Consider the following 12,970-nt stretch of genomic DNA (forward strand, 5'->3'; position numbering starts at 1 on the left):
AGCCATGAAGACGCGGTCGTTCATCTGTGACAACCAGCAGTGTTTCCGGTATTCGAAGAGCAAGCAGTCAAAGTTGACGAAGGGCTTCTCGTGCGACTGGGAAGGCTGTCTGGGCATGGCGATCATGGAGGGGCGGGTGGAGCCCGAGCCGGTGCCCTTCTGGAAGGATCATGTTTTTTTGAGCAAGGCGGCGCTGGGGCTGCTGGCGGCTTTCATCGCTGCCATGCTCTTGCACGCCTACTGGCCACGGCAGCAGGCAGAGCAGGTTGACATAGGAGGGCGGCGGGAGAAGCTGGAGGAGCCGGTGCCGCCGGTGCCGCCGGTCCCTGATGAGGTGATCCAGAAGGAGGTGGCACAACTGATGACGCTGGCCTACGAGCTCCGGAGGATCAATGCTGCCGTGGCCTCCCTGAAAAGGCAGGAAAAGGGGGCGCTGGAAGGGGCCAGTGGCATAACGAGCGCGCGACGCGACGCCGACGGGGTGCTGAAAGAAACGCGCCGGCGAGTGGAGGATGCGCAGACTTTTCAGGCGGTGGGGCAAGGGCACGAAGGCAGGGCCATGTCCAAGGCGGTGGCTTACTTTGAGAAGTTGGGGGAGGTGGCAAAACTGCCCCCCGGGCGTGTCGAGACGCTGATCGGCGCACACGTGGACACCAATGAAAAGAAGGCGCGGCTGGAGCCAAACGCAGCTGTGCAGGACCTCAAGATTGACTCCTTCCAGTGGAAGTTCGGGGTGTCACTCCTGGTCCGGGAGCATGTGGACAGTTTCAAGGCCGGGGTGGCTGTCACTCTGGAACAAGTGATTCAAGACTACAGAAAGGGTGCCTGATGACCAGACTCAAACTCCATGCTCTCTGTGCCGGCGGCAGTCTCATCCAGCTGCTGACCGTCGTGGCTCTTGTAACGAGCCTTGCTTCCTGTGCCACCAGCAATCCTTATGAGGACAGTCTCTTCTTCTCTGGCTCCCTGGCTGAGCAAGAGCGGCTGAACCCGCGGCGGCAGGCGCTGCGAGAGGCGAACTACGCCAGGGCAGGTGAGGAGGAGGATACGCGCTACCTTTCTGAAGAGCTGGGGAGTGCACGGCGCATCAGCTACAACCAGCAGGTGGAGCTAAACTGGCTCCGAGATGAGATCCGCAGGAAGCGGAGGGAGCTGGATGATCTAAACGATGAGATTCACGAAGTTCAGAACGGGGCGCGAGGGGATCTGCGGGCTCTCGAGGAGCAGCGCAGGGATCTGGAGGATGAGCTGGATGAGCTTCGCGACAGGTATCAGGAAGTGATGAAAGCAGAGTAACTGAATCAACCTCATGGCAACGATGAAGATGTGTATGCAAGGTGTCATTCGCCCGCTAGGTCTTTGTTTGGTGCTGCTCATGGCGTCATGTGCAGCACCGACCGGACCCGGACCCTCAAAGGTGCGTCAGGCGCGGAGGGACTTTGAAAACCGGACCCAGCTGAAAACGACCAACACCCTCATCCAGGGCACGGTGGGAGGGGCTGTCATCGGTGCAGCGCTGGGCGCGGTGGTGGGGGGGCACTCTGGAGGGCGTGGATACAACAAGAACGGAGCCTGGGCTGGCGGGGTGATCGGAGGCTTGGGCGGGGCTATGGCGGGCAACCAGTATGCGCAGGCCAAGGTGGCGGAGCGGAGACGCTACGCGGCCATGGAAGAGAATCTCAACAACGCGATCGCCAATTCCCGGAGTGCGAACGCGAGGGCATCGAGGTTCAACGCGGTGTTGAGAGCGCAATTGCGAACGACGAAGGCGGATTCACGGGAGCGGGCGGCTATGATCGCCGATGCCCGTGCGGTGGTGGCGGGTCTGGATCGTGACATCCGGAACCAGAAGCAGGCTCTGGCGCAGGCGAGACAGCTCCGGAGAAACTCCAGTGACGCGAATGACCTAAGAGATGAGATCGGTGAACTGGAGCGAGAGAAAAGAGCTCTGCAGCGGGAGATATCAAGGTGGACGCCGGCTGACCCGGATGGGGTGCGCCCGAGCGGGACGAGACTCTGACCGGGCGTTCACATAGGAGGCTGGTCCCAGCTATGGCCTGCCTCGTGCCCGATTCTGAAAGGTGATGGGGCACGTGGCAGGTGAGCGGTGTAATGCGGGAGATGTGCTTCTGGGGGACTGTGAAAAAGTCCCGCTGTCGGTGTCTGGAGTGCTTTTGCTCAAGGAGCCGGGGGGATGGGCTGGATGCGGCGGGTGCGGCGCATGACGACCCACTCGGCATTTTCCGTGAGGGCTTCTTGTCCCAGGGAGAGGAGCAGTTCCTGGATGTCGTGCACGAGGGATTCAGGGGTGACTGCGCCTGCTGGCAGGGGCTGGGCAGGGGCAGGGGCAGGAGCGGGTGCGGGAGCGGGGGTGGCGAGGCTGGCCCTCAGCGCATTGAGCTTCTGGGTGAGGCGGGTGTTGGCTCCTCGAAAGAGGCTCTGGGTGGCGGCATAGCGTCGCACATTTTCCGCATGAGTGTGGTGCTGGATCCACCCCACGGCCAGACCACTGGCGCCCAGGAGAAAGGATTTCCAGAACCCGGAGAGTTCCGGGGTGCAGACGGCGGCGGGCAGTCCGGCACACTGCATGGGAAGGGCGCTGAGGAGGAGGGTGAGACCGAGGCCGAACCCGATGGCGCTGATGAGATGAAGCGCCTGGGCGAGATGCTCCCGCCGGGCCTCTGTCGCCAGCAGGCGGCCGAGGGGCTGCATGATGAGGCGCGGCCGGGCGCTCCCGGTGGCCAGTGCCTGCAGGAGCCGGGGGTCATCCAGCCAGAGGCTGGGGAAGAAGATCCGCCAGGGGTGGTGCCTGGTGGAGGAGCGGGCTTCGTCGGCCTTCATGGCGGGGGTTCTGAGTGAGCGTTCGATGAGCCAACACAGGAATGGAACGCCAAGAAAGAGCAAGGCGCCGCCGAGGCAGGGAGGGCTGGAGTGCAGAAGGGTCTGGGGCAGGTCGGACGGAGGGACCTGGTGGCTCGCGGCGAGGCTGCTGTAGAGGGAGACCAGCGCCATGAGGAAGGCGGCAACGAACAGGGCGAGGCTGAGCGCTCCGAAGGACTCGAGCTGGCGGCGCTGGTTCTTCACGGCATTGTCGAAGTAGCGGATCTGGCCTTCCACCCACCCTTTCTGCACGGCTTCCAGGAGGAGGAGTTGCTCTGGGAGGGGGCGCTGGAGGAACCACTCCCGGGTGCGCAGATAGGGGAAGGTGACGCTGCTGATGACGCAGCGGACCCAGCCCAGCTCCCCGCGCAGGCGCTGGATGTAGCGGCTGGCCACGGCGGAGAAGAGCCCGGCTGCGGACCAGTAGGACTGGACCCGCATGCCCTCGGCGATGGCGCGATAGTCGAACTGGCGGTCCTCGATCTCGCGTGGTGTGGGCACTTTCCTGTTGAGGATGAACTCCAGCCAGCCGGTGCTGCCGATGCCCTTGTGCAACAGGCAGGCTACGATGAAACAACCGGTGGCGATGACAAAGGCGGCCAGTCGCAGCAGGGCTTCGTGAGGGGCGAGGGAGGGGAAGTTCGTGAAGGCGGTGGTGGAGATGACGAAACAGAGCAGGGAGAGGATGGCGAGTGCGCCGATGATGCGGTGCAGGGTGGTGGCCCAGCCGCCCCATTGCTTGCTGATGCTGGCGGTGAGGTCCCGCAGCTGGGCGTAGGCGCCAAAGGGGAAGGTGGGGCAGGCAAGGGTGGCGGCAATGGCTGGCTCAAAACGGGCATTGGCCTGAGTGGCCCTGCTGCTGCCGCTGAAGAGCTGGCGCAAGGAGTCCCGGGAGGGCTGGGGAGGGGTGTCCGGGGCCGACAGGAGCTTGTGATAGGCGGTCAGGTTTCTCGCCAGTGCCAGGAGCAGGCGGTGCCCGCTCTCCTGCCAGCGGGGATGGTGGTTGGGTGGGTTCGATGAAATGGGGATGTCCTCTGGAAGGGCGTCGAACGGCTGGAGGAACTGGAGAGGGCGGGTGCAGGGGAGGGCGGTGGCCACGGTGGCTGGGGCCAGTTTCTTCTCCCGATCGAGCGGGAGATGCAGGACGGGGCCTGTGTCTGCCCAGGCGATGATGTTGGGGATGGGCAGCAGGCCGTCTGAGAGGCCGCGGCGCTTGGCCAGGGCGATGACGGCACTGCCGGGACTCTGAAAGGAGACGAGATCTTCCTCGGTGGCGCGGTCATGCTCCTCATCATATGCGGCGAGTAGGATGTCGCTGTAAGCTGCGATGTACTCGCCAGCAGCGCGGAAGCGAATGTACCGGCGGGTGAATTTCTCCGGCGACTCGGTTTTGGCGTCGAGGTCTACGGCGGGATCCCCAGTGGGATTGAGCAAGGGGTCGGTGCGAACGCTGTCGTGAAGGGGAACGCAAAAGAGATCCCGCTCCTGGCAGTACCCGGGCTGGGCCTGGATCATCCCGACGAGGTGCTGGAAGCGACGCCGGGGGGCGTCCGAAAGGGCGCAGGGATTCTGGTGAGGTGTGCAGGGGCCGAAGGTGGAGGACTGCAGGTACACTGCCTCCGGGAAGGGGAGTGGGGCGCGGACGGTGATGTCTGCCTCCGGGTGCCATTTCTTGTAGGCGAATGCGGCCTCGACCACGAGGGTGTCAATGCCGGGGGCGAGGGAGCTGAGAATGACAACGGGAGTGGAGCCCAGGCCGAGGGGCTGCCAGCAGCTGTGGTAGGTGCCTGCTGTGTCCGGCTGAGTGGGGACCAAGGGGTGAAATCTGCGCGTCTGGGGATCGAGCCGGCCCGGAGGAAGCTCGGGAGCGGAGGTGTGAGTGAGCCAGTCCAGAATGCCAAAGACGGACTCATAGATGGCCTGGATGGCGGGATGCAGATCTGGCCCGGCGACTGGTCCGTCTGGCGAGTAAGTGGGAGGCCAGTGCACGTAGCCCACCGGGTCTGTATTTCCTGTAACGCCAAGGATGAATGCGGGGCGCAGGGGAAAGTCGTTGATCAGGGCGGGTGGGGCAGGCGGTGCTGGCAAAGGGGGGGCTGCAGCAGGGGAGTCTTGTGCGGACATGGGCAATGGGGAAAGTTCCACGCAGGACACGTGCCATACGGGGATTTTGGTCTATGAGTTGTTGAGTTCAGCATACGTCACCTGCCAACACTCCGTTCCGCAAAATTTTAGACACCGTAGTTCGTTCTTGCTGAGAGGGTGTTGCTGGAGCGGCGGTGCGGTGATGGTTGCGTGAGGGTGTGGTTTGTGCAAAAAATGATGTAATGAAGACTCGGGCGCCTCGCATATTCGTCTCTGCGGTCTCGGCGGACTTGCGCAGTACGAAAATGGCGGTGGCGAAGACCTTGCGGAGGATGGATTGTCTGCCGAAGGTGCATGACGAGTTCCCCCTGGAGCATGGTCCGGTGCCGGAAGTGCTGCGACGGACCATCAAGGACTGCGATGCGGTGATCCACATCGCGGGGTTGAGGTATGGGTTCGAGCCCTCAAGACGGGAAGACGGTGAATCGCGCCGCTCCTACACGCAGATGGAGGTGGACCTGGCTCGGAAGTTGAAGAAGCCTCTCTATCTTTTTCTCTGTGATGAGGCGTATCCCTATGATCCTCCCAGACCCGTGGATCCTGAGCGCGAGGAGGAGGTGCTGCAGGAACTGCAGAAGAGGCACAGGCTAGCAGTCGAGCGGGATGGCAAATCGCGCGAAAAGGTGACTTCATACCTGCAGCTCGAGAACCACGTGTTGACGTTGGGGCCGAAACTGGAGAAATTGCGCGACCGGCATGGGTGGGTGAGGTGGGCAGTGTGCCTGTTGCTGGTGCTGGCCGTCGCGCTGGGGCTATACCAGCAGCACTTGGCGCGTGAGGGGCAGGTGCTGAGCGGAGCTTACGCAACGGACCTGGCCAGCCTGGCCTATGACGTGAGTGAAAGGATGGCAGGACTTGCTTGTGAGAATGATCCAGTGGGAGGTGAGGACCTGCTTGAGAAGGCCTTGGATGAACTGACTCAAGAGCACAACGAACCACCGGGTAAATTGAGGAAGAAACTGGATGTCTGGGCACAACGCGTAGCGACGAGTTGGCGGGCTGATCCTTGTGAGCTGGTCATTCGGGACTATTTGACGGGGCAATACGCGTCAGTGACCTCTCGCGGCGTCAAGTTGGTGGAGTCACTTAAGGCGGAGGCGAACAGAGCGACCTATTTTTCAACCAAGAAGCAAGACCAGTTGCTGCGTCCGCTGCTGGTGACCGGGGATGCGCTTTTTTCCGTGGGGGATCTGGGCAAGGCGAAGCAATTCTATGAAGACGCGTTGAAACTGGCCGATCGCGAGGCGGAGCCGGGCCGATGGGCACGGATCGTGAACCGGCTGGTCGCGGTGACGCAATGGATGGGCAAGTGGGATGAGGCTGAGAACTGGCAGCGCTCCGTGGTGGCCCTGCTCAAAGTTGGCAAAGGAAACAACTCAACCGAGCTGGCTGAACAATGTGCCAACCTGGCGGAAGTGCTCTCTGCCAGGCTGTCTCGCGAACGGCGCAATGCCCTCACGGAGCAGGAGATCGAGTCGCTGCTCCAGGAGGCGGAGAGAATGATCGTCGCCAATGAACGTCATCCCTTGGTGCGTGCCAGTGACCTGTTAAAAATCGCCAAAGTCAGGATTGGCCTGCGGACCGAGTCTTCCCAAAGGAGCAAGGCCAAACGGCTGCTTGAAACGGCGCTGGTGGATGTAGACGGGCATATGCTGGCCCGCTATGCACTCAAGGCGACGGTGAGGCTGGAGCTGGGCGGTCTGGAGGCGGATGACAACCATGTGGACAGGGCGCTGCAGCTGCTGACGGACGCTGCAGACCTGTTTCGCCAGGCGGGGCGGAACTACGAGCTGGGTGTAATCATGGCCCTACAGAGACAGGCGGGGCTTCTGGAATCCCTGGGCAGGAATGAAGAAGCAGGAAAGCTCTATGAGACCTGCCTGGCGCAGGCCGACGCTCATCTAGGCAAGACATCCTATATGGGGGTGCAGGCGCGCATCCAGATTGGCAGCTATTTCTTGCGGAAGGGGCAAACGCAACTGGCTTTGAAATTTGCCGAGCATGCGGTGGAGATATGCAGAGATCAGGGCCACCTGCAGGGGAACTGGGTGCTGGTTGATGCGCTCCACCAACTGGGCAATGTGCTGGAGGCGATGGGGCGGGACGATGCTGCGATGAAACACTTTGAGGAGGCGCTGGAAGTGATCGCACGCGGTGAAGGAATGGTGGGTGCGACGGGGTACTATGAAATCTGCACTGCCCAGTTTTTGGAGCGGAAGGGGCGCTATGAGGAAGCTGAACGCCGCTACAAGGCCGCGGTGGAGGACCAGACGACGCTGAAAGGGGCTGACCACGAGGATGTACTGAATGCTGAGCTCTGCTTGTCAGTCTTCTTGGGCGGGCAAAACAGGCCTGAAGAGGCTGAGGGGATTGTGCGTAGAGTATTGAATGTCCAGGAGCTGCGGTTCGGAAGGGATTCACTGGTGTTGATCTACACGCTCACAGATCTGAGCCGCATTCTCCAGCACCGCGGGTTGAACAACGAGGCGAGGATGGGGTTGGATCGAGTGTTGTCGTTGGCGGAAAAGCACTACGGAAAGGCCAATGTGGCGTTGCTCCCGCAGTTGGAGGAAACAGCGGAATTCTGCCAGGTGACAGGCGACTGGCTGGCTCTGGAGCGGACGTGCCGCAGGGCTCTTGAGCTTCTGGATCCTGCGCCTGTCGCGAGAGATTATGTGGTATCGTGGACTAGCAGGTTGGGCTACGCCAGATATCAGAGAAACGGTTGGGTGGAGGCGGAGCTGTATGCTCGCCAGGCGTTGTTGCGGGCGGCGGATGTCTCGGGTCAAGATTCGCAGTCCGCAGCCATACCCAAGGTTTTGCTGGCGATCAGTCTCGCAAGACAAGATCGGCTGCGGGAAAGTGCGACGCTGGCGAAAGCGGCGGCGGCAATCCTTGACAGGCCTACAGCGCTGATGGATTCCGTATGGGGTGGGGGCGTGGAGCAAGTGGCCTGGGCGCTGGATGGATCGAGGGAGCAATCTTGTTCCACTGAGCTGTTTGGAAAGGTCTTTGAATGGTCGCTAAAGGGCTGGAACGCGATGGAGGAACGGCCCGCAGGAAACTACAGAAGCCAGTATCTCGCCAGCTTGAAGCGGGGTGGCATGAGCGACTCTGAGGCGGAGGAGAAGACGAGACAGGTGGAGGCTGAGGCTCTGGCCACGGCGGGAAGGCAGGTGTCCCGCTGAGTGGGATGAGGTGGGGTGATCACTGCGTTTTCCCCTCCTCGTCGGGAAGAGGGTTCTCCATTTCGGCATCTCGATCGGTTTTGATTTGTAGCAGAGTTTTGGCCACAGCTTCTGCCAGACCGGGTAGCCCCTCCCTGCTACATTTGTATATCTTTACATCCGGAGCCTTGTCGTTGGACTGTATGATTACTGCCAGAGCGGCTTCAATGTTCGGATCGATGACCTGACGGGCAACGGCTTCCAGCAAGTGAAGGGGGATTGCTTTCTCAGGATCCCTCATTTCCAGGGTCAACACGGGTTTTGCGCGACGCCGGGCCGCTTGGATCAGCTCCTCGGGAAGGTCTGCGGCTCCGAAATGGCGTTGTTTCCTTGAGATGACCGCGGAGGCACTTTCAAGCAAGGAAGGGAATTCTCTCTTCATCGTATCTTGTGCTTCCTTGGTCAGGATAAGAATTGTCTTGTGGGTATGTGCATTGGCCACGACATGATTTAACTCGTCACTCACTGCTTTGCCAATGTGGTCTAAATCAAAGATCACCAGTGAAGCTGCATCACAGTAGAGCTGAAAGAGGTTGAACCATTCCTGGCCGTCCCCTGCTACAATTCGGTTGAACGGCATTTGGAAGGCATCCCAATGGTTGATGAACGCAAAGACTGGGAGCTTCCCGTCAAGCTGTTTTGCCAAGTGTTCCTCGCTTCTGTTCGGGAAAAGCATGATCGGAAGACCGGGGGCACGTCGATACACCGGTTGCTCTGATGCCACGTCGTGGAGGTAGAGGGCGAAGGGCTGCCCTGCTAGGATTTTGTTCACGACTAGCTGGCGGTTTTCTACGCCCCGGCTTAAACCATTCAGGCACATCGTCTCGATTACGATTTTGTCCAAACCAAAGAGCGTGAGGGGGGCGGCGAAGATCACAAACAAAATTGAAGCCCAAGTCTTCATCGGGCTGTCCGGAACTAAAGCCTTGCATGCGATGGCGCAGCCGAAGAGCAGCACTCCACACAATGCCAGAAGTATGGCCCGCCTTCTCGCCGAGCGATGGATTGCGATTTTTGCCTTATAGTCGGATGACTCGGTGACGTCGCTGGCTTGTGTGTAGCTTGATGCGGACAAGGGCATGAGAGAGAGAATCTGGTGGGTGCGATGAATGTCTTCTTGATCCAAAGTCCCCGGATGTGAGCACGGAGATCGTAGCCGGGGTTTCGGTTGAATTTGGGCAGGATGTCAATGGCCCGCAATATTGGGCTACTATCCGATTGGGCTCTCGCCGGCCTCCGGGCGGCTACGGAGCCTGGCATTCCCGGCGTCTTGCGAGAATGCGGTCCCGGGCCGCTTTGAGCTCCTTGTCCACGTGGTTGAACGAGCCGCTGGTTGCGGACCACCGGTCGGCGTTCCTCTTGGGGTGGATGACTTGGAACTTGCTCAGATCGCAGTGAGTGACTTCGTGGGTGTCCCTATCGATGAGCTTGTGAGGTTCCTCCCATGGGCAGTCCGATTCCAGCACCAGGACCAGGATTTCCACCTCGCCGGCTTGGTGCCGCTTCATGGCGCGAGTCATTTCCACACTGCGGATGTAGTCCGTGGCGAAGAAGCTGGTGCTGACCATGAAGATGATGATGTCTGAACTTTCGAGTTCCTCGATGATGCGTTGATCCCAGTTCTCGCCTGCGCGAATGAGGCGGTCATACCATGAAGTGATGTGGCCGTTCTCCTCCAAGATGGTAAGGTTTTGCAGAAGGCTGTCGCGGTGGCGGTGGTTGTGGCGGGAGTAGCTGAGGAAGGCCTTGATGGCAGGATGATCGTCCTTGCGGGCTTCCTTGGTGGAGATGGTGTCGAGTTGCTCGGTCTGTTGGACCTGGACACTGCCAGCGGCCGTGTCGATGGTCGTGACGGCGCGGTTCTGTTCGTCTTTCTCCAGGATGGCGACGTCCTTGTAGGTGCCGGGACTGCCAGCGATCTCCATCTCCTCGACCGGCTGGAATCCCCGAAGGTTCCGGTGGATGTGCCTCATGTGAGCGCGCACTAGCTGAACGAGGCGGAGGCGGGGCGCGTCTTTACCTTGAACCGTGACGGTGATACGGCTCTCTGAGAGCTCCGTTTTGACCAGGGCCTGGGCGCCATCGAGGGCCAGGACGACGCCGTTGCGCCAGCGTTGAAGGCCTTCGCTTAAGGGGTGGGTGCGGACGATGAAGCGGGGGAGGAGCCCTTCCGGGATGACCTTGTAGGTGTAACGCAGCCGGGTGGCCGGGGCGCTGGACCAAGCCGGGTCCAGCTTGGGCTGGTATCGGGTGAGCACTTGGGGGACCAGCCAGCGTTTGTCGTGGTCGTCCAGGGCGTAGCAGAGCTCGAACCGCCGCATGAGCTCGATGAGGTAGAGCACCATGTCCTCAGGATCCTCCGGCAGGGCGTGACAGGCTTCGGCAAGGGTGAGGGTGCCGTCGGAGTTCTGTCCGTCTTTGATGCGGAGGATGCGATACACCCCGTTGGTGACCCATTGGGGATTGAGCACAGTGGTGTCCTTCAGACGCGGATCATCGCCATAGTGTAGGATGATGCCGAGTGCGTGGAGGATGCGGGCCAGGCTGGATTGCTCGTTTATTTCTTTAAGGCCCTTCTGATCGCAGATGGCACGATACTCAGAGAAGGGGAGGTAGTTGCGGTCGGGAGCGCTGAAATGTTCCTTCACGCTCCACCAAGGGAGAGGAAACAGTTGGCGCACGCCTTGCTGCCCTCGCAGGATATCGCATAGTGCTGACTGGAGCGTGTCGATTCCCAGGCCGGTCGCACAATCGGTCTGAATGAAGGCCTTGATGGCGGGATAGCGCTCATGCAGAAGGTTCTGATCCACCTCAAAGGGGCGCAACTCCCATTGATTGAGCGCCACGATGATCGGTGAGTCTCCACCGAACGCAGTGATGAGGCTCAGCCAGTACTCCGCATCACGGTCCTGGTTGTCGGTGCGCCCTTCCAGGACGAGGACATAGACGCTGCGCTCTGTAAGGAAGAACTGGTGGGTGGCGTGCGTGATCTCCTGACCCGCAAAGTCCCAGACGCGCAGGCGGAGATTTTCGCCATGGCAATTGAGGTTCCACGGCTGGATGTCGATGCCGGGAGTCTCAGGTTTGTTGGGATCAAAGTGGTTGTGAACCAGCTTGTCCCGCAGAGAGCTCTTGCCTGCCTTGCCACGACCGACGAGGAGGAGTTTGACTTCGTTCAGACGCCGGGCTTGGCCAGTCTTGGTCCTGAAGTAGTAGTCGAGGATGTCTGCGGGACGGGCAGGGAGTACCCCGCTTTGGGAGTTGATTTCAAAGTGTTTCGGGCCAAGCACATGATCGGGGATGGACAGGGCGCTGTTGCCGCGAAGATGGAGTCTCTTGAGCCTGGACATCTGCTTCAGGCAGGCTGGAAGAGATTGCAGGTGATTGTCTTCCAGCCACAAGGACTCCAGATCCCTGCATTCCTCCAGGCTTTGGGGAAGTTGATCCAGGAAATTTGCGCTGGCATTGAGGTGGGTCAGTTTCCTCCAGCTTCCAAACAGGTCGGGCAGCTCCCGAAGCTGGCAATGGCCTACGCTCAGCCGTTGAAGGTGGGGGAGCTTCCCAAGCCACTCAGGAAGGGCAAGGAGGGGGTTCTCCTCCAGCCAGAGGGTGTGGAGCTGGGTCAACCTGGCGAGGCTCTCCGGAGGCGGGCAAGCTTGTTGCGCTGGACAAAGAGACGTTCCAGCCTGGTGCAGTGGCCAAGGGAGGAGGGGAGGGATTCGAGGAGATTGCCCCCGCAGCGAAAATGGGTGAGATGAGCCAACTTCGCGATGGAATTGGAGATCTCGCTCAACCGGTTTTCGTGCAGGTGCAGGTCCTGGAGATGGGGCAGTCCCCAGACGCTTTCCGGGATGGTGGTCAGCAGGTTGCCTGAGAGGTCCAGGAAGGTCAGCCTCACGCACTGTCGGATCGCTGCGGGGATCTCGCTCAACCCCAGTCCGGACAAGTCCAGCGTGGAGAGTTGCTGATTCACGACTTTCCGGATGCGTTCCAAGGCGATCTCCATGGGCGCTTTGTGCTCCGAGGGGCTGGGGGTGTTGCTCGTTCTCCAGAGAGGGTTTTGAGGAGAATTCTGGGCCATGACGAGGAGGGAGATTGCGGAAGAGCGTGGCGTTGCCGGCCGCCCCAGGCATGTGGCATGCCAGAAGCGCCGTTCCAAAGAGCGACGAATGTGCATCCACACGACGATGGAGCAACTTATTCGTCATGGGAGGAGGTGGGTCGCCCGTTTTTGGGCTATGGCAACGGGTCTCCCCGGCGCCTTGCCAGAATGCGGTCCCGGGCCGCTTTGGGTTCCCTGACCACATGGTTGAAGGAGCCACGGGGGCTGAGGGGAAGAGGTGCGTGGTGACGTCCTGCGTAAATGGTTGAAAAAGACCGGCAGACGTTTATCCGTAAGATGTTGGGATGGGCTCGCTCCGTGTGCGGTCGTCCAGTCCGCGTTGTCTTCAAGTTTTTGTCATGTCAAAAAAAACGGGGCCGGAAAGAACTTCGTCAAAGGCGCGTCAGCGGAATTCTTGCATAGTTGTCTGTGCGAGAGATGGGGCGAGCTACGCGAAGAAGATCGTACAGTATCTGGCCAGGCAAGGTGTGGAGGTTGCGACCAATGCGGACGATGTCGAACTCGTGGAATGGTTTCAGCGAGTGTCCCTTGATGCTATTCCAACAACGGTGCTTGTATTTGTCGCTTCTCCACGAGCTTTGAGGCACACCACGTT

8 protein-coding genes are annotated in these 12,970 nt (G+C 60.5%); 4 read left to right on the plus strand and 4 right to left on the minus strand.

The genetic code is table 11. The annotated features are described in order from the left end of the window. Positions 1–4: 4 nt before the first annotated feature. From BV106_RS11310 to BV106_RS11320, 3 genes are all read left to right on the plus strand, one after another. Positions 5–829, plus strand: coding sequence for a hypothetical protein (locus BV106_RS11310; protein WP_038164525.1), 825 nt, complete (start codon positions 5–7; stop codon positions 827–829). Then, positions 829–1,296, plus strand: coding sequence for a hypothetical protein (locus BV106_RS11315; protein WP_038164526.1), 468 nt, complete (start codon positions 829–831; stop codon positions 1,294–1,296). The genes BV106_RS11310 and BV106_RS11315 overlap by 1 nt, the downstream gene beginning before the upstream one ends. Before the next feature lie 79 nt (positions 1,297–1,375). Further along, positions 1,376–2,020, plus strand: coding sequence for a glycine zipper 2TM domain-containing protein (locus BV106_RS11320; protein ID WP_265595558.1), 645 nt, complete (start codon positions 1,376–1,378; stop codon positions 2,018–2,020). 158 nt (positions 2,021–2,178) lie between these two features. Here the strand turns inward: BV106_RS11320 and BV106_RS11325 are convergent, their stop codons facing one another. Then, positions 2,179–5,004 carry a hypothetical protein gene (locus BV106_RS11325; protein WP_038164530.1) on the minus strand — a complete coding sequence of 942 codons (2,826 nt, stop codon included), beginning with the start codon at positions 5,002–5,004 and terminating at the stop codon, positions 2,179–2,181. A gap of 203 nt (positions 5,005–5,207) precedes the next feature. Between BV106_RS11325 and BV106_RS11330 the strand changes: the two genes are divergently transcribed. Further along, positions 5,208–8,213 carry a tetratricopeptide repeat protein gene (locus BV106_RS11330; protein ID WP_081891665.1) on the plus strand — a complete coding sequence of 1,002 codons (3,006 nt, stop codon included), beginning with the start codon at positions 5,208–5,210 and terminating at the stop codon, positions 8,211–8,213. A gap of 19 nt (positions 8,214–8,232) precedes the next feature. Here BV106_RS11330 and BV106_RS11335 read toward each other — a convergent pair whose 3' ends face one another. The 3 genes from BV106_RS11335 to BV106_RS11345 all read right to left on the minus strand — a co-directional run bounded on the left by BV106_RS11335 (position 8,233) and on the right by BV106_RS11345 (position 12,333). Further along, on the minus strand, positions 8,233–9,333 hold the full coding sequence (locus BV106_RS11335) for a hypothetical protein (RefSeq protein WP_265595559.1): 1,101 nt from the start codon (positions 9,331–9,333) through the stop codon (positions 8,233–8,235). A gap of 163 nt (positions 9,334–9,496) precedes the next feature. After that, a complete protein-coding gene (locus BV106_RS11340; RefSeq protein WP_038164534.1) occupies positions 9,497–11,878 on the minus strand; it encodes a COR domain-containing protein in 2,382 nt (793 codons plus the stop codon). Next, complete coding sequence (locus tag BV106_RS11345) at positions 11,875–12,333, minus strand: leucine-rich repeat domain-containing protein (protein WP_038164536.1); 459 nt, start codon at positions 12,331–12,333, stop codon at positions 11,875–11,877. Before BV106_RS11345 ends, BV106_RS11340 begins: the two co-directional genes overlap by 4 nt. Between the last annotated feature and the right edge of the window lie 637 nt (positions 12,334–12,970).

It is taken from the genome of Verrucomicrobium sp. BvORR106 (genome assembly GCF_000739655.1).
Lineage (GTDB): Bacteria > Verrucomicrobiota > Verrucomicrobiia > Verrucomicrobiales > Verrucomicrobiaceae > Verrucomicrobium.

Coding starts and splice junctions, on each gene's coding strand:
- BV106_RS11320 (WP_265595558.1), top strand. CDS start 1,376: ATGGCGTCATGTGCAGCACCGACCGGACCCGGACCCTCAAAGGTGCGT.
- BV106_RS11335 (WP_265595559.1), bottom strand. CDS start 9,333: ATGCCCTTGTCCGCATCAAGCTACACACAAGCCAGCGACGTCACCGAG.
- BV106_RS11325 (WP_038164530.1), bottom strand. CDS start 5,004: ATGTCCGCACAAGACTCCCCTGCTGCAGCCCCCCCTTTGCCAGCACCG.
- BV106_RS11345 (WP_038164536.1), bottom strand. CDS start 12,333: ATGGCCCAGAATTCTCCTCAAAACCCTCTCTGGAGAACGAGCAACACC.
- BV106_RS11315 (WP_038164526.1), top strand. CDS start 829: ATGACCAGACTCAAACTCCATGCTCTCTGTGCCGGCGGCAGTCTCATC.
- BV106_RS11330 (WP_081891665.1), top strand. CDS start 5,208: ATGAAGACTCGGGCGCCTCGCATATTCGTCTCTGCGGTCTCGGCGGAC.
- BV106_RS11310 (WP_038164525.1), top strand. CDS start 5: ATGAAGACGCGGTCGTTCATCTGTGACAACCAGCAGTGTTTCCGGTAT.